This window comes from Candidatus Polarisedimenticolia bacterium, from assembly GCA_036001465.1.
Lineage (GTDB): Bacteria > Acidobacteriota > Polarisedimenticolia > Gp22-AA2 > Gp22-AA2 > Gp22-AA3.
This window is the reverse complement of sequence record DASYUH010000109.1, coordinates 64,701-91,127: the sequence shown is the minus strand read 5'-3', so window position 1 is coordinate 91,127 and position 26,427 is coordinate 64,701. Positions and strand designations below refer to the sequence as shown.

The following is a 26,427-nucleotide window of genomic DNA, read 5'->3' as shown; positions in this document are numbered from 1 at the left end:
AACCTAGATTCAGAGTCGTCGCGCCCCGTCCCTGGCGACCGGAGTCCTCACGAACGTGACGGAACTACGAATCCGTGATCGCCGCCTCCCGCCGGCCCCCGTTTCCTCCCGCATCATTTATATGACCTTCCTCATCGGCAGCGCCCTGGCGCCGGCCGCGGCCTTGGCGGACGGCGAAGGGTTCTACGGCCCGCTGGAGCTCAAGAGCAGCGAAACGCAGCTCATGAAGAACGCCGGCGCCTACGAAGACCAGTTCGTCCGCCGGGGCTACCGCTACGACGCGCCCGAGCTCGAGGCGGCGCTGTCGCGCCTCGGCGCGCAGCTCGCGCCGAAGCCGACCGATCCGTACATGCGCTACCGCGTCCACGTCCTGCGCGACGCCGCGGCCAACGCCTTCGCCCTTCCGGACGGCCAGCTGTACGTGAACACCGGACTCCTGGCGCAGATCGAGAACGAGGCGCAGCTCGCCGCCGTCCTGGCCCACGAGGTGCAGCACACGGCCGGCCACCACGGCATCCTGTCGTACCGATCGGCGCGCCGCAAGACCATCGCCGGGGCGATCCTCGGGCCACTCACCCTCGGCGTCGGCGATTACTTCCTCGCCATGAGCGTCTTCGGCTACGGCCGCGACCTCGAGGAGGAGGCCGACCGGCTGGGGGCGAAGCGGATGCTGAAGGCCGGCTACGACCCCAGGGAGATGCGCGGCCTGTTCGAGATCCTGATGCAGGACCCCGAAGGGGAGAACCCGGACTTCAAGTCGAAATGGAACACGCATCCCCAGCTCGAGGCGCGCATCGCCTACACGCAGGAGATGATTCCGGGCCTGACGCAGGGGGCCGACCTCGCCGCCCTCAAGGTCGGCGCGCGCGGCTACCGATCGCTCGTGCGGCGCCTCTCCCTCGAGACCGCGCAGGACCTGATCGCCGCCGACCGTCCGCGGTCCGCCGTCGCCCTGGCGAAGCGCCTGGTCCGCGAGGACGAGAGCGACCCGGCCGCCCAGGTGACCCTGGGGGACGCGCGCCTCGCCCTCGGGCCGCGGGCCCTGTTCGAAGGGGAGGCCGGCCCGACCAACAAGCAGAAACTGAGAAACGCCGTCACGCGCGAGCGCTACACGCGGAGCGAGCGCGAGGCGCGTCTCCTCGAGACCCCCGAGGGGCGCGCGGCGCAGAAGCAGAACCTCGACTCCGCCCAGCAGGCGTACATGCGCGCCCTGGCGCTCGACCCGGGGGCCGCCGAGGCCCACCGCGGCCTCGGCTACGTCCTCAAGCGCCAGAAGCGCTTCGTCAACGCCGGCAAGGAGTTCGTCATCTACCTGCGCGCCCGCCCCGCAGCGCACGACAAGGGCGTCATCCTGAACGAGATGAAGGACATCAACGCGGCCATCAAGACCGGAGGAAAGACCCGATGAAGACGTCATCCCGACCGAACTCGCGGACCACGCGGTCCCTGATCGCCCTGGCGCTCGTGCTCGGCGTCGCCTCGTCGGCGGCGGCCTTCGCCCGGGGGTACATGACCGCCGGCTTCCTGGGCAAGAAGTCCCGGCCGATGACGGTGGCCCTGCTCCTGCCGCACGCCGAGTTCGTCAAGGAAAAGGTCATCATGACCGACCAGATGGTGCAGGAGAGCGCCGCGCTGGAGAACGAGGGCTTCGCCGCGTTGAAGGCGATGCTCGCAGCGAAGGGGTACAAGGTCCGCGCCGTGACGTCCCAGGAGCTCGGGCGGAGCGCCGCCCTCGGCGCCCTCGCCCGGAAGATGAACGACCGCTATGACGAGGAGTGGTCCAGGATCGTCCGGCGGCCGAAGCAGGTGCGCCAGCACCGCTACACGGCCGGCGAGGCCGCGGTGAAGCTGTGCGCCTTCCTCAAGGTGGACGGCGTGGCGCTCGCCCGCATCCAGGCGGTCGGCGTGTCCAAGGGGAAAGCCACCATGCGCGCCATCTTCGGCTCCACCAGCGCCGCCCCCCGCAGCTTCGCCCGCATGGACCTGACCGTGTTCGAGGGCCGGCAGGGGTTCGCCGAGGGCTATTTCAGCGGCTACGAGAACACGTCCTACAGCCAGCTCACCAAGAAGGCGGCCCTGGTGATGGGACAGGTCAGCGAGAACCTGCTCCGCAAGTACCCCGAGTCATCGGAGGTCCGGATCGTCGAGGAATCCGAGACCACCGAGGTGAAAGACTCCGACAGCGCCGGCGCCGACCCCGTCGGCGAGTTCGAAGCCCTCCTGGACCGCCACCCGAGCAGCAATCACCCGAAAACCGGCAGCCAGCCAAAATCCAGCGACTGACCGCAAAGCAAACGAGCAGCGCCGGGAACGATCGACCGGCCCGCACTTCGGGGCTAGGCCGTCCGCAGCCGGCGGCGCCGCGGCCTGCGCCCGCCGGGGCTTGTGAGACCTCGCGCCGGGCCCCGCCGCGCGACCTTCAGCGCGGCGGGTGGGCGCGAGGCGAACAGAGGGGAGGCTCGCGCAGCGAGCCGGACCCGTCCTCGGCGGGCGCAGGCCGCGGCGCCACCGGCTGAGGAAGGCTGGCGGTCAGCGCGGGAAGGCGAACTTGATCCCGGGGACTGCCCGCTCCGCGGCCCCCACCTTGTACATCTCCCGCGGCGCGTAGTTCAGCAGGCGCGCGAAGACGATGTACGGGACCTGCTCGATGCGGGTGTTCAGGATGGTGACTGAATCGTTGTAGAACTCGCGCCGGTCGGCGATCTCGTTCTCGAGGGACGTGATCCGCCCCTGCAGCTGCAGGAAGCTCTGGCTCGCCTTGAGGTCGGGGTAGCTCTCGGCCACCGCGAACAGGCTCTTCAGGGCGATCGCCATCTGAGAGCCCGCCAGCCCCTTGGCCGCGGGGCCCCGGGCCTCGAGGTAGCGCGTGCGCGCCTCGATGACCCTCTGGAGCGTCTCCCTCTCGTACTGCATGTGCCCCTCGCAGATCGTCACGAGCTTCGGGATCTCGTCGTAGCGCTGCTTCTCCAGGACCTCGATGTTCGACCAGGACTTGTCGACGTTGACCCGGACCGAGACCAGTTGGTTGTAGATCCCGGCCAGGTAGCTCAAGGCGATCACGACCGCGAGGGCCATGACGATCAGGACGACGATGCCCATGCCAGCCTCCCCGATATCAAAATCGTCACCGCCGCGCGCCGGCGGCCGCGATGGGGAATATAGCCCGCGGCTCCTGCGGCGCAAGGCGGGTCGTTTCCGGAGTTGCTCCGCGCCGGGGTTCTGGGCATAGTTACGTCCATGCGAATCGCCCCCGATCGCCTGCCGGCGCCGGCAGGCCTGGCCCTGGTGGCCGGCATCGCGCTGATCGTGTCCGCCTGCACGGGGGCCTCCGGCCCCGCGCCCCCCGCCGGTCCGCAGGGGGAGGGGACGCGGAAGATGGCGGAGCGCCTCGCGCAGCTGGGGAGAGACATCAATCTGCAGGAAAACCCGTGGTGCAACAAGGAGCGGGCCGAGCTCATCCGCGGCGTGCTCGAGAAGTCGGTCGACCCCCAAGAGTACTTCGACCTGCAGCCGGACTTCGCCGAGGAGCTCCTGAAGGCGGGCAAGTCGGAGGAGGCGATCCAGGCCCTTCTCGATCTGCAGAAGACCGCCGACTCGGGCAAGCGACGCCCCACCCCGCGCAACCGGCTGTTCATGCGGCACCACCTGGCGATCGCCTACCTCCGGCTGGGGGAGCAGCAGAACTGCCTGACGCGCCACACCACCGAGTCGTGCATCCTGCCGATCAAGGGTGGCGGGCTCCACGGGCGCCCCGAGGGCTCGACGCAGGCGATCCGCATCCTCATGGAGGAGCTGAACGACCAGCCGGACGACCTGAGCGCCCGCTGGTGGCTGAATCTCGCCGCCATGACGCTGGGGGATTACCCCGACAAGGTCGAGGAGCGCTGGCTGATCCCTCCCGGAGCATTCGAGTCCGACTACGACATCAGGCGGTTCCACGACCGGGCGCCCGAGCTGAAGCTGGACGTGAACGATCTCGCCGGCGGCTCCATCGCCGAGGACTTCGACCTCGACGGCGATCTCGATCTGGCCGTCTCGACCGTCGCGGTGGACGGCCCCATCCGCTATTTCCGCAACAACTCCGACGGCTCCTTCACCGAGCGCACGGCCGAGGCCGGTCTCACGGGGGAGGTCTGGAGCCTGAACATCGTGCAGACCGACTACAACAACGACGGCTGGCCCGACATCCTGATGCTGCGCGGCGGCTGGCTGGGCCGGGGAGGGCACCTCCCCAACTCGCTCCTGAAGAACAACGGCGACGGGACGTTCGAGGACGTCACCGAGAAGGCGGGACTGCTCAGCTTCCATCCGACCCAGACGGCGAGCTGGCTCGATTACGACAACGACGGCTGGCTCGATCTGTTCATCGGCAACGAGTCGACCAAGCGCGACCCCAACCCGAGCGAGCTGTTCCACAACAACCGGGACGGGACGTTCACCGAGTGCGCCGCGCTCTCCGGCGTCACCGTGGACTGCTTCGCCAAGGGGACCGCCGCCGCCGACTACAACAACGACGGACGGCCCGATCTCTACGTCTCCTGCCGCGAGGAGCCGAACCATCTGTACCGCAACGACGGGCCGAAGCCGGGCGGGGCCGGGCCGACCGCGTGGAGCTTCACCGACGTCACCGCCGAGGCCGGCGTGGCCGAGCCGATCTTCAGCTTCCCGACCTGGTTCTTCGACTACGACAACGACGGCTGGCAGGACCTGTTCGTCTCGGGCTACCAGGCGGAGGGTATCGGGGACTTCGCGGCCGAGTACCTGGGGCTGCCGCACAAGGCCGAGCGCGCCCGGCTGTACCACAACGAGCGCAACGGCCGATTCAAGGACGTCACGAAGGCGGCGCACCTCTACCGGCTGCTGCACACCATGGGATCGAACTTCGGGGACCTCGACAACGACGGCTGGCTCGATTTCTACCTGGGGACCGGCGACCCGAACCTCGGCACCCTGATCCCCAACCGGATGTTCCGCAACGCCGAGGGGCGCTTCTTCCAGGACGTGACCACCCCCGGGGGCTTCGGGCACCTCCAGAAGGGGCACGGCGTGTCGTTCGCCGATTTCGATCACGACGGCGACCAGGACATCTACGAGGCGATGGGGGGCGTGTACCAGGGGGACTTCTACCGGAACGTTCTGTACGAAAACCCGGGACACGGGAACCACTGGATCAAATTGAAGCTCGAAGGGGTCCAGTCCAACCGCGCCGCCCTGGAAGCGCGGATCCGGATCCTCGCCGACACGCCGGAGGGGACGCGCGAGATCCACCGGACCGTCACGACCGGCGGCTCCTTCGGGGCGAACCCGCTGCGCCAGGAGATCGGCCTCGGCCGGGCCACCGCGATCCGCGAGATCCGGGTGACCTGGCCCACGTCCGGGATCGTCCAGACCTTCAAGGACGTCGGGATCGACGGGGTCTATTCGATCAAGGAAGGGGAGGAGGCGCTGGTGCCGCGCACGCTCCGGCCGTTCACCCTCGGGGCGCAGCCGGAGGTCGCCTCCCGCTGACGGCCGTCACCAGCGGACGATCCACCCGCCCGGAAGGATTCCCACCCGCGCCAGAAGCGACACGCTGAATACGACGACCACGCCCGCCCCGCCCGCGAGCGCCGCCCCCGCCTGCAGGGCCAGTCTCCCCACGAGCCACTTCTCGCTGCGATCGGCGATCACGAAGGTCGTCTCGTCGCTCCCCTTGCCGATCAGGACGTCGTCCTCCGGCGGGGCCGCGGGAGCCGACGCCGCGTCGCGCACCACCTCGTCCTGCACGGCGCGCACGGCGTTCCCCCATTCCTCGGTGCTGATCCGGCCGTCGCGATCGGCGTCGAACGTGCTCATGCGCTGCGCATCCCCCTTCAGCTCCCGCAGCCGATCGTGCAGAGTCGCGCGGCTCTCGAGCGCCAGGTCCCGCACCCGCCTCACGGTCCCCGCGACGAACACCTTCTGCCCGCTTACGATCCACCACTCCGTGTATCGCTTGCGCCGCCCGAAGAAGCCCTCGCCCCGCTCGACCTTCCTGAACGACTGCCGCAGCACCGTCTCCGCCCCCGCCGGGTCGACCAGGATCGTCCCGGTCGGGTCCTGGAGGTGGAATGGCACTCCCGAGTCCCCCGATTCGATCGTCACCCACGTGCGGCCCCCCCGGCTTCTCGTCCGTTCCTCCTCCACCTTGTAGCGGAAGTAGACGCACGGGATGTCGGAGTAGGGGGCCGCTACGGTCGCCTTCGCCCTCGCCAGCCCCGCCAGCTCGACGAATCCCATCGCCACCGATCGGATCCTCGACGTCGGGACGTTTTCGATCAGCCGCTTGCGCCTCAAGAGGACGAACCCGAAAAGGAGGAGCGCCCCCCCTCCCAGGACCGCCAGCGCGTCGTACAGCCCGTGCCGCCATGAGCCGTCCCCCCGGAACGGCCCCAGGATCTGGAGGACCGCCAGGCCGCAGCCGGCGACGATGGCGGTGCGAATGAGGTTCTGCCTGCTGAAGTCCAGCCTGAAGTCCATCGGCCCCCGGGCATCCGAGCGTTGCTGCCGCACTCAATATTGGGTCGGCAGTCCGCCCCGGCAAGCCGCCTCTCCACCTTCAGCCGGCACACCTCGAGCGCGCGCACAGCCATGGTGTTGGAGACTCGAGACACCCCTGGGCACAGGTGGGGGGCCGCAGCGCGGGGCGGCGATTTCGAGCCGCGCCATGCGCGTGAGCGAGGCACCGCGCAGCCTTCGCGAGCGAGCCATGAGCCGCCCCGCGCTGCGGCCCCCCACCCGGGACTAGAGAGGCCGCGCCTCCACCGGCTGCACGGCCAGCGGCACCACGCCGCGATCGAGAACCCCCGTGGCCAGGACCTCCTGCACCGCCACGGTGTAGTCGCCGGGAGGAATCGATTCCGCGGGGAGAGGCACGTGCACCTTCCCGTCTGCGCCGATGTCCCGGGGTTCGATGGCAACGATCTTCACGATCGCGTCCCCCTTCCGGATCGCGAGTCGCAATTCCGCGCCTTCGCCGCCGGACCCTTCCGGCATCCTGAAGCCGCACACGAGCGGCTCTCCCTGCCCGTAGACAGCCTTGAGGGCGGGACCGATCGTGGGCTCGCGGTCCGCGCCGGTAACCGCCGTTCCGGCATCTCCCTCCGGCAGATCGATCCAGAGACTTCGTTCCTGCAGCGAGTAGATCGACAGGCCGAGGACCCGGCCCTCCGTGGGCCCGGCCGGCGGGAGGGACAGTCGAGTGCCGCCGACCATCCCCCCGGCGCCGTCCCGCACGACGGCGGTGATCGTCTGGCTCCCGGCCGGCAGCGAGACCCTGTGGACCAGGTCGATCCCGATCGTGCCCGGCCGTCCGTGCTCGGGACGCAGCGCCACGCTCAGCGTTCGGGATGCCCGCACCGTCTCCTTCCTGGCATCGTCCACGGCGACCAGCCCGACCTCGAGATGGGCCGTGGGCCGTCCGTCCTCCGGCAGATAGACGATCCTGTCCCCGGGCACGTGCAGGATCAGATCCGCAATCCGCCCCGACCGGCCCACCGGGCCGGTGACGGCGCTCAGCCCGACCCCCATCTCGGAATACATCTCCGGCACCGTGTACGCCGCCAGGATCGTCCGCTCACGCGCCTCCTCGGGTTTCAGCCGGGTGAATCCCTTCCGCCAGCGCACGCGTGCGTCCCTGTTCCGGCATTTCACCAGCACCTCGTGGAAACGGCCGTCCGGCGGGCCCTGCGGCTGAAACCCGAGGATGTAGTAGGTCCGGCTGCTCGTGTCGAAGTCCTGCAAAACCTGGAAGAAGTCGTTCGAGGCCGAGGCGAGCCCGCCGGTATTGAGGGCGATCGACCTGAGCGAGTCGGTGCGACGCCGGGCCGCCCGCAATTGCCGGGAGTCCCCCGCTTCCAGGCCCCGGGTCTGGAGGCTGTGGATCGTGACACCGCGCGCGGCCGCCGCCTGCACCAGCGCCTGGAGATCGGACGACAGGGACAACGACGCGACCCGGAGGAGCAGGCGATTGTCCTTGACGCGTGCGAGGATCCGCTCGGCGTACGCCAGCGCCGGATTTTCCGGCATGCCGTCCCCCATGTAGACGATCGCCTTGTAGCCGCGCCATCCGGCGACGGAGTCGACGAGCGTCCGGATGGCGCGGAGAACGTCGCGCAGATGGGTCGCCTCCTCCCGGCCATAGGCCTCGGCGAGGTATTTGGCCTTTTCCACCTGATCACCAGGGCGCAGAAGCGCCGCGGCCTCGCCATCGATCTTCTGGGTCGGGCCGGGACCCCCGGAGCCCGCGCCTTGGCCTCTCGACCCGCCCGCGCCTCCCTGGCTCTTACCGCTCCCCATGGGGGATGATTGTTTCGGGTCCGAGATGGAGGACGTCTGGATCGCCTCCGTGACCAGGCGTTCGATCTCGTCGTCGTGCCTCTGCTGCTCGGCGGCGAAATCGGAGATCCGTCGAACCTCGTGCAGGCTCTGGTCGATCACCCCGCGCAACGCGTCGCGGTCGGTCGTGAAATCGTGCAGGATCCTCAGGCCCGTGTCGTACGCGGCGATCCCGACCTGGTCGGAGGGCACCAGCCCCGACGAGAGGAACCGATGGGCGGCCTGCCGCGCAGCCGTCAGGCCGTTCGGTGCGGAGGTCCCGTCCTCGAAGAAGAGCATGAAGCGCCGGGGGAGGTCGGGCGGCCGGGCCGGCTCTCCCGGCGCCGGCTCCTGCGCCGCGGTCACCGCGCCACCCGCCTGCGGAGCGATCGCGCGCAGCTCGAACGAGGCGATCGGGCTCTTGTGCCCGTCCACCATCAGGATGAAATCGTCCGCCGTCAGTCCGGTCAGCGCCCGGCCGCGGGTGTCGGTGACATAGGTCTCGATCAGGACCAGCTCGCTGACGGCGCGTTCGATCAAGGGACGAGGGACCTCGGCCGGAGGCGTCTCTTCCCGGTCCCCCGGAGAGGCCCGTGGCAGGGCGGGCGCCGCGAGCAGCGCGGCCAGGATCGATGCGGTCAGCGGGACGATGCGGGTGCGGTGCGCGCCCATGGGATCTCCGCGTTGCCGACCATGCTACACCTTCCCGGCCCCGCGCAATCGCCCCTTGACCGGCGTCGGCGGGCGGGGTAACGTGACGGCTCCCTTGTGCCTCCCCTGCCGAGAGGCCGCGTCATCCGGAGCGAACGTGAGACGCCTCACAGTTCTTCGCAACTCCCTCGCCGGTCGGAGCGGGGCCCGGCGGCTCGCGCCGGCCGGCCCGGTCATCCTCCCCGTTGCTCTCGCCGTCGCTCTCGTGTCCTTCACCTCCGCAATCCCGCCGGCGGCGGCCGGGGCGCGGCTCGAGCGCAAGGTGGTCCCGACGTTTCAGTCGGTCCGGCTGACGCTCGATCCGGCGCAACCGATCTACAGCGGGACGACCCGCATCGAGCTGAGCGCTCGGGAGGCGACGTCTTCCTTCGACTTTCACGCCCGAGGCATCATCATCGAGCGCCTGGTCCTGGCCCGGCTGGCCGAAATAAAACCGGCGGGCAGCGAGGCTTCCCCAGGCGACCGCGAGATCCCCACTCAGCGCGCCACCGAGGGGGACCGGGTCGTCGTGACCACCGAGCGGCCGATCGACAAGGGGACCTACGCGCTCGACATCGACTTCTCCGTGACCTTCGACACGCAGGCGACCGGGCTCTACCGTCTTCAAGTAGACGGCGCCTGGTACGCCTTCACCCAGTTCGAGGCGACCGACGCGCGCGGGGCGTTCCCCTGCTGGGACGAGCCGGACTTCAAGATCCCGTTCCAGGTCACGCTGGTCGTGCCGAAGGGGGACATGGCGATCGGCAACACGCCGATCGTGCGCGAGAAGATGGAAGGGGACCGCCGGGTCGTCGAGTTCGAGAAGACGCCCCCCCTGCCGACCTACCTCCTGGCGATCGCCACGGGGCCGCTCGAGACCGTCGCCATGCAGGGGCTGCCCTTTCCGGGCCGCATCGTCACCGTGAAGGGAAGCGCCCGCCTGGCGCAGGAGGCGGCGCGCGTCACGCCGCCGATCACCCTGGCGCTGGAGAAGTACTTCGGCATCCCCTATCCGTATCGCAAGCTCGACGTCCTGGCGGTGCCGGAGTTCTGGCCGGGCGCCATGGAGAACGCCGGCGCCATCACCTTCGCCGACCGCATCCTGCTGATCGACCCGCGGGCCGCCAGCGTGGACCAGAGGCGCACCCTGGTCGTGATCGTGGCGCACGAGGTCGCGCACATGTGGTTCGGCGATCTGGTCACGATGAAATGGTGGGACGACCTGTGGCTGAACGAGTCGTTCGCCTCCTGGATGGGGGACAAGGTCTCGGACCAGACCTTCCCCGAGTTCAAGGCGGAGCTGGCCCAGGTGACCGGAATGAACGAGGCGATGACCACCGACGCGCGCCTGTCGACGCGCGCCATGCGGCAGCCGATCGAAGGGGTCGAGAACCTCGACCAGCTGGCCGACACGCTCGCCTACGACAAGGGGCAGGCGGTGCTCACGATGTTCGAGCGCTGGCTCGGCCCCGAGACGTTTCGCAAGGGGGTCGTCGAGTACCTGAAGGCGCACCAGTGGGGGAACGCCACCGCCTCGGACCTGTGGGCGTCGCTGTCGAAGGTGGCCGGCAAGGACATCGGCGCCGCCATGGGGACCTTCCTCGACCAGCCCGGCGTGCCGCTGGTCAAGGCCGAAGTCCTGCCCGACGGCCGCGTGCGCCTCACGCAGGCGCGCTTCCTGAACTACGGCGTCGCTCCGCCGCGGGCCTCGACGTGGCGGATTCCGGTCACCCTGCGATACCCCGACGGCGGCGCGACCCGCACCGAGACGCTGCTGCTCAAGGACGAGTCGACCATCGTGAGCCTGACCGCGAAGAAGCGCCCCGCCTGGATCCATCCGAACGCCGGAGAGACCGGCTATTACCGCTGGCAGGTCCCTCCCGCGATGCTGTCGGCGCTGGCGGCCGACGCTCCGAAGACGCTCACCCCGCGCGAGCGCGTCGGCTTCCTCGGCAACCTGGCCGCCCTCCTCGACGGCGGAGCGCTCAAGGGGGACGAGTACATGAGGCTCCTCGGGCGCTTCGCCAGCGACCCCGAGCCGCGCGTGGTCGGGGCGGTCCTGGACGGACTGGACAAGGTCAAGGAGGCGTTCGTCGTCCCCGAGCTCCAGGGACCGTTCGTCGCCTGGCTGCGCGCCACCCTGGGCCCGACGCTCGCCCGTATCGGACGCACCCGCGCCGAAGGAGAGGACGCGAGCGTGACGTCCCTGCGTCCCCGGCTTCTCGAGTGGCTGGGGAAGGAGGGGCGCGACGAGGCGGTCCTCGATGACGCCGCCTCGCTCGCCAGGGCCTATGAAACAGACCCGGCCTCGATCGACCCCGCCGTCGCCGGGATCGCCCTGCGCCTGTCGGCGCAGCGCGGCGACATGGCGCTCTTCAGCGCGTACTGCGGCCGCTTCGAGTCCGCGAAGATCCCGGCCGATCGCTCCCGTTACCTGGCGGCGCTCGGATCGTTCGAGAAGCCCGAAGTGGCCGATGCGGCGCTCGCCTATGCCCTCGCGGGACCGCTGCGGCCGCAGGAGATCCTGACCATCCCGCACTACCTCTACTCCACGCCGTCGAGCCGTCCGGCCGTGTGGTCCTGGGTCCGGACGAACTTCAAGGCCATCTCCTCGCGCGTCCCCCCGAACTACACCACCTTCTTGGTGTATTTCGCCGCCGGCTGCACGACCGGCCCGCTCGAGGAGGCGCGCGCCTTCTTCTCGAGCCCCGAGCACGACGCCCCCGGGGTTTCCGTCGAGCTCGCCAAGCTCGCCGACCAGGTGAACGACTGCGCCGCCCTCCGCCGCCGCGAGGAGCCGGCGGCGGCCGCCTTCCTGCGCGCCCCCGGCCCGGGCTCGGCTGCTGCAGGCACACGATAGGCGCCGTCAGCCGACACCCCGGCATGTTATCGTGCTCACGATGAGCCTCATCTCAACATCACCCCGACGGCGCGGTGAGACGGTGCCCCCTGCGTCATCCCGCCGTTCTGGCGTCCGGACTGTTGGTGAGCCTCTCCTGCTCAGACCTCCGCTCAAATGGGCAGGCGGTAAACGCTGGCAGATTCCGCATCTGCGCCCGCTATGGCAGGCTCAATCCGGTCGCCGCCTTGTGGAACCATTCTGCGGTGGGCTTGCGGTCACGCTTGGGCTCAGGCCCGAGCGCGCCCTTCTCAACGACGTCAATCCCCATGTCATCAGCTTCTATCGCTGGCTGAAGCGCGGCTTCCGGACTCAGCTGCCGATGAAAAATGACGAGAAGATGTACTACGCCCATCGAGAACAATTCAATGAGCTCCTCGCCGCGGGCCTCGGCGGCAGTAAGGATGCGTCAGCACTTTTCTATTACTTGAATCGTACGGGCTACAACGGCCTGTGCCGCTTCAACCGAAGGGGAGCGTTCAACGTCCCATTTGGTCGATATGCCTCAATTTCGTACAGGGATGACTTTCTGGAGTATCGCAAGGCATTCCGACGCTGGCAATTCATGAGCGTGGATTTCGAGGACATTTCGTTGGCCCGGGGAGATTTCGTCTACGCCGACCCGCCCTACGACGTGGAATTCACGAGTTACGCGAAGGAAGGGTTTTCCTGGCACGATCAGGTCCGGGCCGCCAGGTGGCTGGCGAAACATGATGGGCCCGTCATCCTGTCGAACCAGGCGACGGATAGAATCATGGATCTCTACAAATCCCTTGGCTTTGAGTTGACCATCCTCCGTGCCCCCAGGATGATCAGTTGCACCGGGGACAGAACCCCAGCCCAAGAGGTCTTGGCCCTCAAGAATCTTTGAATCCATGTCACCTCGCAACACGACGACTGGCAGTGTCCTGGAGCAGATGATCCTGCCGGCTTTACGGCGTGGTGGCTACGAAGTGAACCTGCAAGTGAACGTGGGCAAGAGGCTTGGCGGCGGTCGCCATATCGTGGACGCTGTCGCCGCGAAGCAGGGACTCCGGTGGCTCATCTCAATGAAGTGGCAGCAGGTCTCCGGTACGGCCGAGCAAAAGGTTCCGTTCGAGGTCATCTGCCTCGCCGAAGCTGTTCAGTCCGAATTATTCGAGGCAGCGTATCTGGTATTGGGCGGACCTGGCTGGAGCTTGCGTGACTTCTACACTGGCGACGGCCTCCGGCAGCATCTTTCGCATGCTCAAAAGATCCGCATCGTGAGCCTCGAGGACTTTGTCGCATCAGCCAATCAAGGCAGCCTGTAGAGTCCCGAAGTAACCTGCGTCAGCTCACGATCCCTTGCGGACCACGACGAGCCGCCGCGCCGCCTCGTTCCGGCGGACGGTGTGGCTGCCGTCCGGCCACCGCACGTCGATCGATTCGACCGTGGCCGCGCCCCCGAGTCCGAAGTGCAGCCGCGGATCGTGGCTGCTCAGGTAGGAGTCGCCGGACGCGATGTCGCGCCGCTGCGTCCGGCCGCCCGCGGTCACCTTGACCGTGGCGCCGATCGGGATCGCCGCTCCACCCGGGACCTCGCACGCCACCTCCAGCCATGACCCGGCCCCCCGGCCGTCGTTGCGCAGCAGGGCGGGCGGCGCGTCGAGGCGGGTGATCAGGATGTCCAGGTCGCCGTCGTTGTCGTAGTCCCCGATCGCCAGCCCGCGGCTCGACTCGAGCGATTGGAACCCCGGGCCGGCCTGCGCGGTGACGTCCACGAAGCGCCCTTCGCGGTTCTCCAGGAGAAGATTTCGCTGGCGGAAGGTCCCGAGGACCTCCGGGTGCCGGTCGATCTGCGGGTAGATGTGGCCGTTGGCGATCACCAGATCGAGGTCGCCGTCGTTGTCGAAATCGGCGAAGGCCGTGCCCCAGGACATCGGCGGGAAGGTGGCCGGGCCGACCCCGGTCTCCTCGCTGGCGTCCTCGAAGGACCCGCCCCCCAGGCCGCGGTAGAAGGTCGAGAAGTCTTCCGAGAAATTCGTCGTGACGAGATCGAGCCTGCCGTCCCCCGTGGCGTCGCCGACCGCCACCCCCATGCTGGCCTGCGCCGCGCCGTTCGCGTCGAGGGCGCACCCTGACCAGACGCCGACCTCCTTGAACGTCCCGTGCCCTTCGCTGCGGTAGAGGTAGTTCGGATCGGAATCGTTCGCGACGTAGAGATCGAGATCGCCGTCGTCGTCGAAGTCGGCGGCGCGGGCGGCGAAGCCGAACGCCCGGCCCTTGTCCAGGAGCCCCGCCTCGGCCGTGGCATCCACGAACCGCCGGCCCCCTTCCGACCTGAAATAGTGATCCGGCGCCCCGGTGAGGCCGAACGGGCCGAACGCGACCTTCTCGAGCCCCTTCCAGTCGAGGGTCGGCCTCGCCGAGAGGACGTCGTCGAGGGTCGCGGCGATGTACGCCGCGACGTAAAGATCGAGGTCGCCATCCCCATCGGCGTCGAGGAAGGCCGCCCCGGTGTTCCAGCCTGGCGCTTCGATCCTCAGGCGCGGGGCGACGTTCTCGAAGGTGCCGTCCCCCCGGTTGCGGTACAGGACGTTGGGTCCGAAGCTCGTGACCAGGAGATCGGGCCGGCCGTCGGCGTCGTAATCGGCCACCGCGACCCCCGATCCCCAGTGCCCTTCACCGGCGACGCCGGCCTCGTCGGTGACGTCCCGGAAGGTGCCGTCCGGCAGGCCCCTGTACAGGGCATCGCGACCGCGCTCGACCACCCGCGCCTTGCCCGGCGCCGGGCCGCCCGGCGCGGGAGCCTCCAGGCGCCAGCCGTTCACGATGTACACGTCCACACGTCCGTCCCGGTCGTAGTCGAGAAACGCCGCGCCCGTTCCGGCCGAGTCGAGGAGGTGGTCCTTCCCCGGCCGCCCCGCCCAGGTAACGCGCGTGATCCCCGCCGCGGCGGCGACGTCGACGAAGTGGAACCGTCCCGCCCCCTGGTCTTCGGCGCCGGCCGGGGCGCCCGGATGATCCGCACCGGCGCGACGCTCTGCGCCGGCCTGGCGCTCCGCTTCCGGCGGTGAGGCCGGCGGCGCCGGCGGCGCGCCTGCATCGACGCAGGCGGACGCCGCGAGGCAGGCCCACGCCAGAGGGGCCGCCCCGCCCCGGCGCGCGAGGCTCATCAGCAATGGAGGCGAGGCGCGATCAGACGCTCCCCTTCGACAGGGACGCCCAGGTCGTCTCGACCTTCTTCCATTCCGTCTCGAGCGCGTCCGCTTTCGGAGCGCGCGCCAGGAGGCCTAACGCCTTCGACGCGTCGAGGAACGACTGCTTGGCGGCGCGCGTCACGACGACGAATCCTTCGTCGTAGATCCGCTTCGCCTCGCCGGCCGCGTTGTGATGGTGGCCCCCCTCGAGAAGCCGCTTGCGCACGGCGCCGACCGCAGCATCCCCTTCCGTGCCGAGCTGCCCGACGGCCGACGCGAGTCCTTCCAGGGCCGTCTGCGATCCCTTCGCGTCCCCCGCCTTGATCGCCTTGCGCGCGCGGTCCAGCTCGACCTGCGCGTGCGCGTACGCGGTGCCGAGGATGGCGCGCACCAGGTTCGCCTCGGTGGTCTTGACCGCGAGGATCGCGTCCGCCAGGCTCTCGTAGGTCGCGACCATTGCGGGCGGCGTCCCCGCCGGCATCCCCCCCGCCTGCGCCCGCACCTCGAAGGCGCCGAGCACCAGGATCCCCGCCGCCAGGGCGGCACCCACCGCGAACCGCCGCGCGCGTGCTGACATCATCATGTTTCCTCCCGCCGGCCGCGGCCGGCTCAAGAACGACTGGCGGAGAATAGTGAATCGCGGACCTGTTGTCCATGCATAGTGGCGCCGAGAGTGTGGAGAAGAACCCCGTTCATGGACGGAAACTGGTCGCGGACAATCGTTCGCCCGCGGACACAGCAAGGGGGAATTTCGCACATCAATCCTGGTTTCAGAGCGCGGCGAGGGCTGGCTTGACGCTTGATAAGTCGGGGATGTGGACCGGGCGGTCGTCGGGAAGTCGCCCGTCGTTTCCACACTCTGAGCGCCACTATGGGAATCTAGCGGACGAACGTCCCGCGGCGGAGGTCCTCGAGGGCCTGCTCGATCTCGGCCCGGGTGTTCATCACGAACGGGCCGTAGCGGGCGATCGGCTCGCCGAGCGGCTTGCCGGAGACGAGCAGGAACCGGGCCGGCCCGGCGCCGGTCTTGACGTGGATCTCGTCGCCGTCCGAAAGGACCACGAGCTGCGGGGCCGTCACGGTGACTTCCTCCCGCCCGAGGCCGGGAAGGATGGCGCTTCCTTCGAAGACGTAGGCGAAGGCCGTGTGCCCGCGGGCCACGCGCTCACGGTAGGCGCTCTTCGGCGGGACGAGGACGTCGAGATAGATCGGATCGGCCGCGATATCGGTCACCGCCCCCCGGACGTCGCCGACGGTCCCGGCGACCACGCGGATCCGGGCGCCGTCCTTCCCCTTGATCTCCGGAATCCGCTCGGACCGGACGTCCTGGTAGCGCGGCGCGGTCATCTTCGCCTTCGCCGGCAGGTTCACCCAGATCTGGAATCCGGCGATCCCCTCGGGGCGGACCTGGGGCATCTCCTCGTGCAGGATGCCGCGCCCGGAGGTCATCCACTGGATGTCGCCGGCGCCGATGCTCCCGGCGTTCCCCAGCGTGTCCTTGTGGTTCACCGCCCCTTTCAGCATGTAGGTGACCGTCTCGATCCCCCGGTGCGGGTGCTGCGGGAAACCGGCCTCGTAGTCGCGCCGGTCGTGCGACGAGAAGTCGTCCAGCAGGAGGAACGGATCGAGATAATTGACCTCGCGCGTGCCGATGCTCCTGTGGAGCCTGACCCCCGCTCCTTCGAGCACCTGCTGCGGCTCGATGACGGATTGCACGCGTCTGATCTCAGTCATGGTCGCCTCCCCCGCGATGCAGGTCCCCCTGCAGGTACTTCAGCCCCGAGTCCACGATGATCGTGACCACGCGGCGCCCCGGCCCGAGCTCCCGCGCCAGCCGGAGGGCGGCCCAGAGGTTCGCGCCGCAGGAGGTCCCCGCCAGGATCCCCTCTTCCTGCGCCAGCCGCCGGGCGGTCCGGGCGGCGTCGTCATCGCTCACCGCCACGATCGCGTCGGCCAGATCGAGTCGGCAGATCGACGGCACGAACCCGGCGCCGATCCCCTCGATGCGGTGCCCGCCGAGGGGGCCGCGGCGCGACAGCGCCGGCGAGGCCGCCGGCTCGACCGCCACGCAGCGCACACCGGGCAGCCGCTCCTTGAGCACCTCGGCGTTCCCCGAGAAGCAGCCGCCGGTCCCGACCGCCATGACGAACGCGTCGAGCCGGCCGTCGAGCCCGGCGATGATCTCGCGCGCCATCGGGTGGTAGCCGGCCCGGTTGTCCGGGTTGTTGAACTGGTCGGTCCAGAAGGTGTTCGGCTGCGAGGCCAGCTCGCGGGCGCGGCCGACCAGCTTCTGGATCAGCTCCGGCGTGACCTTGCGGTTCACGCTCGTGTGGACCTCGACCGTGGCGCCGAAGGCGCGCATCGTCTGGATCTTCTCCTCCGCGAACGCGTCCGACGACACGAAGTGCGCCTTGTACCCCTTCGCCGCGCACACCATCGCCAGCGAGCTGCCGGTGCTGCCCCCGGTGTAGTCGACGACCGTCCCTCCCGGCTTCAGCTGGCCGCGCCGCTCCGCCCCCTCGACCATCGACAGCGCCATCCGGTCCTTCATACTGCCGGTCGGGTTCGCCCCCTCCAGCTTCACGAAGACGTCGGCGCTCCCCGGCCCGGGCATCCGGACGAGCCGCACGAGCGGCGTGTTGCCGATCGATTCCTGGAGGCTCTTCATGTCACCCCCCGTGGACCGAGCCCAGCAGCGCGTCGAAGCGCGCGCGGTTTGCTTCCATGGTCTTCTCCGGGCCGGTGCACTTGAAGAACCAGTTGGCGTCCGGACCGGGGACAATCGCCCCGAGCAGCATGTAGCCCGGCTTCGGCTCGGGCTCGGGACCGCCCCCCATCGACATCGGCGACGGCGTGTACGTTCCATGGACCTCGGCGCGGCTGATGGTGAACCCCCCCGCCTTCACCTCGGAGAATTCCGGCGACGCCGTGCCCCAGCCGCGGAACTGGGCCGCCCAGCGGTCGAGGTTCGCCTTCACGTCGCCCCCCTGCCCGGCGCCGAAGTAGTAGACCACGCACTCGCCGTCCTCCCTGTCTCCCGAGGCGGCCGGCAGCCGGTACTGCGCCTTGCGCATCCCGGATTTCGGCGGCTCCTCGATCCATTCCTTCGGGACGGTCCAGGCGAGCTCTCCGGAAGCGGCGGCTCCCGGCGGCCCCGCCAGGACGGAATCGTGCGTGGGCAACGGGCTGAGCCGGTCGGCCGGCCCGGCTTCCGGAGCGGAAGGGTCCGCGACCCTCTGAGGAGCCTGGGCCGTCGCGGCGCTCCCGGTCCCATCCGGAGCGCCGCCGCAGGCGAGGCTCGCCAGGAGCAACACTCCGCCCGGCAGCACGGTCCGGATTGCGCGGCCGGCCCCCTTCACCGACATCCTCCCTCGAGCGATTGTCCGGTCCCGTTCCCGGGCCCGTCGACAGGCATTATGCCAGAGTCGCGCGGGGAGGGCACGGCCGCGGCCCCCGGCGACTCGTGCTATGCTTCCGCTCCCGCGCCCACCTTGATTCATAGAGCGGCAGCGGCTGAAGCCCTTGCCTTCAGCCGGGTGGCCGGGACACCTGGGGCGACGGACATGTCCAAGCAGATGACGATGAAGGACGCCATCGCGCGCTTCGTGCGCGACGGCGACCTGGTCGTCATGGAGGGGTTCACCCACCTCATCCCGTTCGCCGCCGGGCACGAGATCATCCGCCAGCGCCGGCGCGACCTGACGCTGGCCCGCCTGACGCCCGACCTGATCTACGACCAGCTGATCGCCGCGGGGTGCGTCCGCAAGCTGATCTTCTCCTGGGCCGGCAACCCTGGGGTGGGGCCGCTGCACGCCTTCCGCCGGGCCGTCGAGCAGGGGCGGCCGCGGCCGCTCGAGATCGAGGAGTACACGCACTTCGGCATGGTGCTGCGGTTCATGGCCGGGGCGTCGAACCTGCCGTTCCTGCCGACGCGCAACTATCCCGGCACCGACCTCACGAAGGTGAACCCGCACTTCAAGAAGGTGCGCTCGCCGTACGGCGACGAGGAGCTGTGGTGCGTGCCGGCCCTCAACCCGGACGTGACCATCGTGCACGCGCAGCGCGCCGACGCCGACGGCAACACGCAGGTCTGGGGCCTGTACGGGGTGCAGAAGGAGGCGGCGTTCGCCAGCCGCAGGGTGATCGTGTCGGTCGAGGAGGTGGTCGACTCGTCGGTCATCCGCTCCGACCCGAACCGCACGCTCATCCCGGGCGCCATCGTCAGCGCCGTGGTGCACGAGCCGTTCGGCGCGCACCCGTCGTTCGTCCAGGGGGCGTACGATCGCGACAACGATTTCTACGTGAAGTGGGACGCCGTCTCGCGCGAGGAGAAGGGCTTCGGGGCGTACCTCGACGAGTGGGTGCACGGGATCCCCGACCGCGCCGCGTATATAAAGAAGATGGGCGCGCGCTTCGACGAGCTGAAGGCCGACCGGCAGATGTGCGCGCCTGTCAACTACGGGTTCTGAGCGGCGGCGGGCCACGGCGCCGGCGGAGTGGACGATGGCCGGATACACGACATCCGAGCTGATGGTCTCGCGGGCGGCGAAGGAGCTGAAGAACGGCGACGTCGTCTTCGTCGGCATCGGCGTGCCGTCGCTGGCGGTCAATCTCGCCTACCGCATGCACGCACCGGGCATCTGCATGATCTACGAGTCGGGGGCCGTCGGCTGCGTGCCGAAGCGCCTGCCGATCTCGATCGGCGATCCGTGCCTGGTGACCGGCTCCCTGGCCGTCGTGCCGATGCTGGACGTGTTCAACCTGTACCTGCAGCGCGGCCTGATCGACGTCGGCTTCCTGGGCGGGGCCCAGGTGGACCGCTTCGGCAACATCAACTCGACCGTCATCGGCGACTACGCCAAACCGAAGGTCCGCCTGCCGGGCAGCGGCGGCGCCTGCGAGATCGCAGCGCTGGCGAAAAAGGTCGTCATCACCATCGCCAACTCGAAGCGCACCCTTCCCGAGCGCGTCGACTTCGTGACCAGCCCGGGCTACCTGCGCGGTGGCCGCGAGCGCGAGTCGCTGGGGCTTCGGGGCGGCCCCGATCTGGTGATCACCGACATGGGCGTCTACCGCTTCGACCCCGACACGCGCGAGATGGTCCTGGTCTCGATGCATCCCGGCGTCACGGTGAAGACGATCAAGGACAGCACCGGCTGGGACGTCAGGGTGGCGGGCGACCTCACCGAGACGCCGCCGCCTACCCCCGAGGAGATCCGGATCATCCGCGAGGAGCTCGATCCGCAGGGGATCTTCCTCAAATCGAAGGCCGGGTGAAGAGGTGAAGAGGTTGAAGCAGGCCGCACGGAAACGCCGGATGGCGAAGCGTGCCCCCGCGAAGCGCTCGCGGGGCCGCTTCGGCGCGAAAGGCGCGGCGCGATCGTCCGCGGCCGGGAAGCGCTCCGCCCGGCCGGCCGCCCGCCGCAAGCCGGCCGCGAGCCGCGGGCCGATCCTTCAGGACTCGGCCCTGGCGAGGGCGACGGGACGGGCCGCCGCGTCGCTTCGGACGTCGCTCGCCAGGGAGCCGGCGCTCATCGCGGAGGAGGCCCTGAAGGCGGCCGAGCAGATCGAGATGCTCCTCGACGATGAAGAGGAGGAGGACCCGGAGCCGCACGAAGAGGAGGAGTACTTCCTGCGCGCCCGGAAGGAGGGCGGGGATCGGCCGCGGTCGCGCCCCGCGCCGACGATCGTGACGAGGCTGAGGGCGCCGGAGAAGCCCCGGTCCCCTTCGCGCTCCGGTCAGGCCGCCGGCGAGTCCCCCAAGGGGCCCGAGTCCGCGCCCGCCCCCGCGGGCGCGCCGCACCTGTTCCCCCGCAACCTGACGGCGGAATACCCGGTCGCCGTGCGGGCCGAGGGGATCTGGATCTACGACGCCGCCGGCAGGAAGTACCTCGACGGCTGCGGCGGCGCGGTCGTCTGCTCGATCGGCCACGGCGTCGCCGAGGTCGCCGAGGTGATGACGAGGCAGGCGAAGCGCCTGGCCTTCGCGCACTCCTCGCAGTTCATCACGAAGGAGTCGATCGGCCTGGCGGACCGCGTCGCGGCGCTGGCGCCGGGGGACATGAAGAAGTCCGGACGCGTCTACCTGGTCTCGGGGGGCAGCGAGGCGATCGAGACCGCCCTCAAGCTGGCGCGCCAATACCACATCGAGACCGGCCACCCCGGCAAGTCGAAGACCATCGCCCGCTGGCAGTCGTACCACGGCAGCACCATGGGGGCCCTCTCGGTGACCGGCAACGTGGCGCGCCGCGCTCTCTACGCGCCCCTGTTCGTGCCGATGCCGCACATCCCTCCCTGCTACTGCTACCGCTGCCCCTACGGGCTGAAGTACCCCTCCTGCAACGTCGCCTGCATCGAGGATCTCGAGGCCGCCATCCACCAGGAGGGGCCGGACTCGGTCGCGGCGTTCATCGCCGAGCCGGTCGTCGGCGCCACGCTCGGCGCCGTCGCCGCCGTGGACGGCTACTGGAAGAGGGCGCGCGAGATCTGCACCAAGCACAACGTCCTTTTGATCGCCGACGAGGTGATGACCGGCGTCGGCCGCACCGGGAAGAACTTCGCCGTCGATCACTGGGGGGTCGTTCCCGACATGCTCGTGGTCGGCAAGGGGCTGTCGGGAGGCTACGCGCCCCTGGGCGCGGTCATTGCCCGCGGCTTCGTCGCCGATGCACTGGCCGCCGGGCGCGGCTACTTCGAGCACGGCTTCACCTACAGCGCCAACCCCCTGTCGGCCGCCATCGGCAGCGCCGTCCTCGACTACGTGCAGCGTAACCGGCTGATCCCTCGCGCCGCGCGCCTGGGGAAGGCCCTCGGCGAGAAGCTCGGCGCGCTCCGCCGTCACCGCACGGTCGGCGACGTGCGCGGACTCGGCATGATGTGGGGAATCGAGCTGGTGCGGGACCGCAAGACCAGAGAGCCGTTCCCCGCCCGCCTCAAGGTGTCGCGGCGCCTGTACGAAGCCTGCCTGGAGGAGGGCCTCCTGATCTACCCCGGCTCCGGCACCCGCGAAGGCCAGGACGGCGACCACTTCATCATCGCCCCCCCCTTCACCATCACCCCCGCCGAGATGGACGACCTCGTCGCCCGCCTCGGCCGCGGCCTCACCCGGCTGGAGAAGTCGCTGCGCTGACGGGCGCGGCTTGCCCCGCTAACGCCCGGACGATCCGCCTTCCACGAGCTGCAGGGCCACGTTCGTGCGATCGATCTCCACGATGGAGTCGAACATCGCCCGGATCCCCGCGCCCTTGTCCGCGGGCCAGTGATTCCTCGGCACCATGAGCAGTCGCTCGCAACGGACGGCTCCCTCGGCCTGGGACGCGCACGTGAAGAACAGCGCGCCGATGGCTGATTTGGCCGCCGCCGCAGCCGGCGGCCGGGCAGCCTTCATTTCGGCCGGGGGCATGACCGTGACCGTCTGCCGCTCGTTCCAGTCGAGATCCACGTAGAACGGGTAGCGGCGATCCTGATTCGACAGCGGGTTGACGTCCCGGCATTCGAGGATGCAGGCGCGCACCAGCATGAGATCGTCGGCCCGGGTCACGAGGCCGGAGGCCTCGACGGTCATCTTGATTCGCAGCGGCTTGTCGAGCGACTCGAGGTTCTCGAACTCGTGGGAGCGCAGGGCCGCCCCGGGACGCGCCTCCCTCAACCAACCCTCCAGGAACGTCGTGCGGGCGGCCTCCGCGACCGGCACGATCTCCTGGCGCATGGCGATGGCGTCCTCCCCCTCGTATTCGGCCACGACATCGAGTTCGGTCATGCCGCCGGACCCCGGCCTGGCCGTGATCGCGAAGCGCGTGCCGTTGGTCTCGGTCTTGATCGGCAGGTTGATGAGCGCCGAGCCTTCGTCGGTGATGTAGAGGGCCCCCGCGCCGCTGTCCTGCGAGGGCATGAACCCGAACGGGGCGTAGGTGACGGTGGGATCCAGCCAGAGCGCGGAGCCATCGGGCTGCGGGACTGCGACGATGACGTGGCTGAACTGCGACAGGCTCGGGTAGGCCGCGTTCAGACGTCCCTTCCGTCTGCCGACCACGAGGGCGAGCTGGGCCCGCACTCCCATCGATCTCAGGGCGGCCATCAGGAGGATGCCCTTGTCCTCGTTGTCGGCCGCCTTGGCCTTGATCATCGACGCGATCGACGAGGCCTGCCCGTACACGTCGTCGGAGGGGACGTACCGAAAATCCTCCTGGACATGGCGAAAGATCGCCTTCATCTGGTCGTTCCGATCCGGGATCCCCTTCGTCCACGAGGCCACGGCCTGCTTCACCGCGACATCGTCGAGGCGGTAGACCTTCTGATAGAAGTAGCGGGCGAAGGTGCCCACGGAGATCCAGTCGGTGAAGAGGCTGCTCACCCTGTCGAGCGGCTCCCACAGGACGTTCTTCCACGCCACCAGGACCATCTCCACTCTCGGGCTGACCTCCTCCCTGGGCGGCATCATCAGCTCCTCCCGGTAGGCGGGGACGTTCTTCATGCCCAGCGTGAGCCGCTTCCCGATGGTCTTCCCGTCGATCCAGTCCTCCTCCGTGGGCACCGGGTGCGGGCACCTGTTGCACAGGACCCGGTAGCTCGCGTCCCCTGGAAGCGCCTGCGTCACCCGGGACACCAGCGTGATTTCCGGCCCCGCGAAGTCCCAGGGCTCGATGTAGACAAGGGCGAAGAGCCCGGCCCGGTGGCGCCGGAACCGGTATTCGAGAATGGCCCCCGGCTCGACCCCCGGGAAGTTGAAGACGTGCTCGGTGACCTTGTAGCCGCGCCCTTTCTGGACGAGCTTCTCGAAGATCTGGTCCTTGGCCACGGGAACCACGGTGCCATCCGGCCTGATGCTGCGCGCCTCGATTCCCTCCACGCGCGAGGATTTGTAGGACGGAATGTGCACCTCCGCATAGCGCTTGCCCCGCTCCCTGAGGACCTTCAATCGCCAGTGGTAGTCGAGGACATTGACGTAGTACTTTCCCTCCTGGACGATTTTTCCGTCGCGGGTGTGCTGCAGGATCACGGCGTCCGCATCCGGGTCCTGCGGCACCGAGGTCAGCGCTCGCTCCTGCTCGGTGATGTCCGGCCACGGGGCAGCGTCCTTCCCGCCGTCACGACCCGGCAAGGCGGATGGAGCTCCTCCGAGGAGGAGAGCCAGGGAGAGGAGCAGGACCCTGCCCGGGGGAACGGGCGTGCGGCGCGTCACCAGGGTGTCTCCCGGACGCCTGTTCAGCGCCCGGCCGGGGCGGCCTCGGCCTTCTGCAACGCGACGGTCATGCGTCCGGCCTCTACGATCTTGTCGTACATGGCGCGGATGCTGCCGTTCTGATCCGCCGGCCAGCGGTTCCGGCGGACCGTGAACTGCTCCCAGCAGCGCGCCCCGCCGTCGCTCTGGGAGGTGCAGCCGAGGGAGAGGGAGCCGATCACCGACTTCGCGGCGGCCGGAGGAGGCATCTGGGCCGCGATCATCCCGGACGGAGGAACAATGACGACCGTCTCCTCCCGGCTCCAGCCGCGATCGATGTAGAACGGGTGCTGGCGGTTTGCGCGGGAGAGCGGATTGGTGTCGTAGCAGTTGAGGACGCAGGCGCGCACCAGGAGCACGTCGTCGGCCCGCGTCACGAGGCCCGGCGCCTCGATGCTCATCTTGATGCGCAGGGGCTTGTCCATGGCGTCGATGTCCTCGATGCTGAAGGATTTCAGGACGGCATCGGGGCGGCGCTCGGCCACCCACGCCTGCAAGTAGGACTTGCGATCCGATTCGGAGATGGGCGCGAGATCATCCCGCATCTCGATGGCGTCCTCCCCGATGTATTCGGCCTCCGCCTCGATGTCGGCCTTGAGATCGGCGCGCGGCTTGACCGAGAGCTTGTAGCGCGAGGCGCTCAGCTCGGCCTTGGAGCCCAGCGTGATCAGCTCCCCCTGGTCCCCTTTCAGCAGGAGGGCTCCCGCACCGGAGTCCGTCCACGGCACGAAACCGAAGGGGGCGTAAGACACGGTGGGATCGATCCATTGGTACGTGCCGTCCGCCTGGGGCAGCCCGACGATGGCGTGCGTGAACTGGGTCGGGCTGAAGAACTTGGGGTTGAGGGAGCCGCCCGCCTTCCCCGAGACCTGGGCGGCGTGGGAGTCGACCCCTATCGCCTTGAGCGCGGCCATCAGGAGGACGGCCTTCTCGGCGTTGTCGGCGGCCTTGTTCTTCAGGAGCTTGTCGATCGGGTCGGGACTGAGCGTGACGAACCTGTAGAAGTCGAGATACCGGAAGTCCTGCTGGACGTGGCGCGTGATCGCCTTGATCTTCTCCTGCGGGTCGGAGAGCCCCTTGGTCCACTCGTCGACCACCGGCTTGATCGCCACCTGACCGGCCTTGATCGCCTGCTGGTAGTAGAACGAGGCGTACTTGGCGACCGAAGCCCAGTCGGTGAACAGGTTGTCCTGGCGTCCGAGCGCCTCGATCCGGCGATCCTTCCAGCCCTGCATGACCATTTCCATGCGGGGCGTGACATCGCGCGCCGGCGGCATCATCAGCTCCTCGCGGTAGCCGGGAACATTGCGCAGCTCGATGCTGTACATCTGTCCCTTCGCCTTCGCTTCGCGCCATTCCTTGACCTCGGGCTTTGCGCCGCCGCACAGGTCGCAGAGGATCGAGTAGGTCATGCCGTTCGGTATGACCTGGGTCAGGCGGGAGAGCAGCGTGAACTCGGGTCCCGCGAAGTACCAGGGGTCCACGAACACCAGGAAATTGTCGTAGCGGTCGTAGCGGTACTCCAGGATCGCTCCCCGCTCCACGGCGGGAAACTTGAAGACCCATTCCGTCACCTTCAGGTCCCCGACCTGGTACAGGAGCTTCTCGAAGATCTGGTCGGGCGCCACCGGAAGAATCGTCCCGTCGTCCTTGACGGTCCGTGCCCTGATGTTGAGGATGCGCGAGAGCTTCTCCGCCGGAAGGTGGACGTCGGCGTACCGTTTCCCGCGATCGTTGAGGATCTTGATTCGCCAGTGATAGTCGAGCACGTTCACCCAGTCCTCGGCCCGCTGGACGATCTTTCCGTTGCGGTCGTTGATCAGGACGACCGCATCCGCTTCCGGATCCTGGTCGACCTTGGTGAGGGACTTCTCGGCCGGGGTGATCTCCGGCCAGGCATCCGCCCCCGCGGCCGCGGGCTTCGAGGCCGCCGCGGACGGTTCCGGAATGGCCAGAACAACGACGAAGAGACCCAGGATGGCGACGTGGTGACGGACCAGGCTCATGGCTGACCTCACAGGTGTCCGGTGACAGTCGAATCGAGATTGGGTGTATTCTACTCGCCAGCAAGACCCTGTCAATCGCCCATTTCGGTCGGCCGGGAGGTCGGAACGCCTTGTCGA

At 69.0% G+C, this 26,427-nt stretch carries 19 protein-coding genes; 9 read left to right on the top strand and 10 right to left on the bottom strand.

The features are described from left to right. Positions 1 to 121 precede the first annotated feature (121 nt). A complete protein-coding gene (locus tag VGV60_18520; GenBank protein HEV8703271.1) occupies positions 122 to 1,408 on the top strand; it encodes a M48 family metalloprotease in 1,287 nt (428 codons plus the stop codon). Next, positions 1,405 to 2,283 carry a hypothetical protein gene (locus tag VGV60_18515; protein ID HEV8703270.1) on the top strand — a complete coding sequence of 293 codons (879 nt, stop codon included), beginning with the start codon at positions 1,405 to 1,407 and terminating at the stop codon, positions 2,281 to 2,283. Before VGV60_18520 ends, VGV60_18515 begins: the two co-directional genes overlap by 4 nt. Positions 2,284 to 2,529: 246 nt before the next feature. On the opposite strand, the gene VGV60_18510 is transcribed toward VGV60_18515, so the two are convergent. Beyond that, on the bottom strand, positions 2,530 to 3,099 hold the full coding sequence (locus VGV60_18510) for a LemA family protein (GenBank protein ID HEV8703269.1): 570 nt from the start codon (positions 3,097 to 3,099) through the stop codon (positions 2,530 to 2,532). A gap of 138 nt (positions 3,100 to 3,237) precedes the next feature. Here VGV60_18510 and VGV60_18505 point away from each other — a divergent pair, with 138 nt between their 5' ends. Next, positions 3,238 to 5,508, top strand: a complete 2,271-nt coding sequence (locus VGV60_18505; protein ID HEV8703268.1) for a CRTAC1 family protein — start codon at positions 3,238 to 3,240, stop codon at positions 5,506 to 5,508. 6 nt (positions 5,509 to 5,514) lie between these two features. Here VGV60_18505 and VGV60_18500 read toward each other — a convergent pair whose 3' ends face one another. Then, positions 5,515 to 6,498, bottom strand: a complete 984-nt coding sequence (locus tag VGV60_18500; GenBank protein HEV8703267.1) for a GIDE domain-containing protein — start codon at positions 6,496 to 6,498, stop codon at positions 5,515 to 5,517. Between the two features lie 264 nt (positions 6,499 to 6,762). Next, complete coding sequence (locus VGV60_18495) at positions 6,763 to 9,006, bottom strand: VWA domain-containing protein (protein ID HEV8703266.1); 2,244 nt, start codon at positions 9,004 to 9,006, stop codon at positions 6,763 to 6,765. A 136-nt stretch (positions 9,007 to 9,142) separates the two neighbouring features. Here VGV60_18495 and VGV60_18490 point away from each other — a divergent pair, with 136 nt between their 5' ends. The 3 genes from VGV60_18490 to VGV60_18480 are packed head-to-tail and all read left to right on the top strand — an operon-like array spanning position 9,143 to position 13,215. Further along, positions 9,143 to 11,884 (top strand): M1 family metallopeptidase, encoded by a 2,742-nt coding sequence (locus VGV60_18490; GenBank protein HEV8703265.1) that lies wholly within the window; start codon positions 9,143 to 9,145, stop codon positions 11,882 to 11,884. Between the two features lie 40 nt (positions 11,885 to 11,924). After that, entirely contained in the window at positions 11,925 to 12,794 is an 870-nt protein-coding gene (locus tag VGV60_18485; GenBank protein ID HEV8703264.1) for a Dam family site-specific DNA-(adenine-N6)-methyltransferase, read from the top strand. A 4-nt stretch (positions 12,795 to 12,798) separates the two neighbouring features. Then, a complete protein-coding gene (locus VGV60_18480; GenBank protein HEV8703263.1) occupies positions 12,799 to 13,215 on the top strand; it encodes a PD-(D/E)XK nuclease superfamily protein in 417 nt (138 codons plus the stop codon). Between the two features lie 24 nt (positions 13,216 to 13,239). Here the strand turns inward: VGV60_18480 and VGV60_18475 are convergent, their stop codons facing one another. The 5 genes from VGV60_18475 to VGV60_18455 form a co-directional block, all read right to left on the bottom strand. Continuing rightward, positions 13,240 to 15,060 (bottom strand): CRTAC1 family protein, encoded by a 1,821-nt coding sequence (locus VGV60_18475; GenBank protein ID HEV8703262.1) that lies wholly within the window; start codon positions 15,058 to 15,060, stop codon positions 13,240 to 13,242. Positions 15,061 to 15,082: 22 nt separating this feature from the next. Beyond that, on the bottom strand, positions 15,083 to 15,667 hold the full coding sequence (locus VGV60_18470; GenBank protein ID HEV8703261.1) for a hypothetical protein: 585 nt from the start codon (positions 15,665 to 15,667) through the stop codon (positions 15,083 to 15,085). Positions 15,668 to 15,963: 296 nt separating this feature from the next. Then, positions 15,964 to 16,818, bottom strand: a complete 855-nt coding sequence (locus VGV60_18465; protein HEV8703260.1) for a pirin family protein — start codon at positions 16,816 to 16,818, stop codon at positions 15,964 to 15,966. Then, positions 16,811 to 17,752 carry a cysteine synthase family protein gene (locus VGV60_18460; protein ID HEV8703259.1) on the bottom strand — a complete coding sequence of 314 codons (942 nt, stop codon included), beginning with the start codon at positions 17,750 to 17,752 and terminating at the stop codon, positions 16,811 to 16,813. Before VGV60_18460 ends, VGV60_18465 begins: the two co-directional genes overlap by 8 nt. A 1-nt stretch (position 17,753) precedes the next feature. Continuing rightward, positions 17,754 to 18,443, bottom strand: a complete 690-nt coding sequence (locus tag VGV60_18455) for a hypothetical protein (protein HEV8703258.1) — start codon at positions 18,441 to 18,443, stop codon at positions 17,754 to 17,756. Positions 18,444 to 18,647: 204 nt separating this feature from the next. Here VGV60_18455 and VGV60_18450 point away from each other — a divergent pair, with 204 nt between their 5' ends. The 3 genes from VGV60_18450 to VGV60_18440 are packed head-to-tail and all read left to right on the top strand — an operon-like array spanning position 18,648 to position 22,213. Continuing rightward, on the top strand, positions 18,648 to 19,553 hold the full coding sequence (locus VGV60_18450; protein ID HEV8703257.1) for a CoA-transferase: 906 nt from the start codon (positions 18,648 to 18,650) through the stop codon (positions 19,551 to 19,553). A gap of 34 nt (positions 19,554 to 19,587) precedes the next feature. Continuing rightward, the gene (locus tag VGV60_18445) at positions 19,588 to 20,361 is read left to right on the top strand and encodes a CoA-transferase (GenBank protein HEV8703256.1); all 774 of its coding nucleotides are present in this window, start codon (positions 19,588 to 19,590) and stop codon (positions 20,359 to 20,361) included. A gap of 40 nt (positions 20,362 to 20,401) precedes the next feature. Further along, a complete protein-coding gene (locus tag VGV60_18440) occupies positions 20,402 to 22,213 on the top strand; it encodes an aspartate aminotransferase family protein (GenBank protein HEV8703255.1) in 1,812 nt (603 codons plus the stop codon). Between the two features lie 18 nt (positions 22,214 to 22,231). Here VGV60_18440 and VGV60_18435 read toward each other — a convergent pair whose 3' ends face one another. After that, positions 22,232 to 24,265 carry a DUF3857 domain-containing protein gene (locus VGV60_18435; protein ID HEV8703254.1) on the bottom strand — a complete coding sequence of 678 codons (2,034 nt, stop codon included), beginning with the start codon at positions 24,263 to 24,265 and terminating at the stop codon, positions 22,232 to 22,234. Between the two features lie 23 nt (positions 24,266 to 24,288). Next, on the bottom strand, positions 24,289 to 26,310 hold the full coding sequence (locus VGV60_18430; protein ID HEV8703253.1) for a DUF3857 and transglutaminase domain-containing protein: 2,022 nt from the start codon (positions 26,308 to 26,310) through the stop codon (positions 24,289 to 24,291). Positions 26,311 to 26,427 lie beyond the last annotated feature (117 nt).

Bases quoted from the DNA above. Each gene is read 5' to 3' on its own strand.
- VGV60_18520 (HEV8703271.1), top strand. From the start codon at position 122: ATGACCTTCCTCATCGGCAGCGCCCTGGCGCCGGCCGCGGCCTTGGCG.
- VGV60_18515 (HEV8703270.1), top strand. From the start codon at position 1,405: ATGAAGACGTCATCCCGACCGAACTCGCGGACCACGCGGTCCCTGATC.
- VGV60_18510 (HEV8703269.1), bottom strand. From the start codon at position 3,099: ATGGGCATCGTCGTCCTGATCGTCATGGCCCTCGCGGTCGTGATCGCC.
- VGV60_18505 (HEV8703268.1), top strand. From the start codon at position 3,238: ATGCGAATCGCCCCCGATCGCCTGCCGGCGCCGGCAGGCCTGGCCCTG.
- VGV60_18500 (HEV8703267.1), bottom strand. From the start codon at position 6,498: ATGGACTTCAGGCTGGACTTCAGCAGGCAGAACCTCATTCGCACCGCC.
- VGV60_18495 (HEV8703266.1), bottom strand. From the start codon at position 9,006: ATGGGCGCGCACCGCACCCGCATCGTCCCGCTGACCGCATCGATCCTG.
- VGV60_18485 (HEV8703264.1), top strand. From the start codon at position 11,925: ATGAGCCTCATCTCAACATCACCCCGACGGCGCGGTGAGACGGTGCCC.
- VGV60_18480 (HEV8703263.1), top strand. From the start codon at position 12,799: ATGTCACCTCGCAACACGACGACTGGCAGTGTCCTGGAGCAGATGATC.
- VGV60_18475 (HEV8703262.1), bottom strand. From the start codon at position 15,060: ATGAGCCTCGCGCGCCGGGGCGGGGCGGCCCCTCTGGCGTGGGCCTGC.
- VGV60_18470 (HEV8703261.1), bottom strand. From the start codon at position 15,667: ATGATGATGTCAGCACGCGCGCGGCGGTTCGCGGTGGGTGCCGCCCTG.
- VGV60_18465 (HEV8703260.1), bottom strand. From the start codon at position 16,818: ATGACTGAGATCAGACGCGTGCAATCCGTCATCGAGCCGCAGCAGGTG.
- VGV60_18460 (HEV8703259.1), bottom strand. From the start codon at position 17,752: ATGAAGAGCCTCCAGGAATCGATCGGCAACACGCCGCTCGTGCGGCTC.
- VGV60_18450 (HEV8703257.1), top strand. From the start codon at position 18,648: ATGTCCAAGCAGATGACGATGAAGGACGCCATCGCGCGCTTCGTGCGC.
- VGV60_18445 (HEV8703256.1), top strand. From the start codon at position 19,588: ATGGCCGGATACACGACATCCGAGCTGATGGTCTCGCGGGCGGCGAAG.
- VGV60_18440 (HEV8703255.1), top strand. From the start codon at position 20,402: ATGGCGAAGCGTGCCCCCGCGAAGCGCTCGCGGGGCCGCTTCGGCGCG.
- VGV60_18430 (HEV8703253.1), bottom strand. From the start codon at position 26,310: ATGAGCCTGGTCCGTCACCACGTCGCCATCCTGGGTCTCTTCGTCGTT.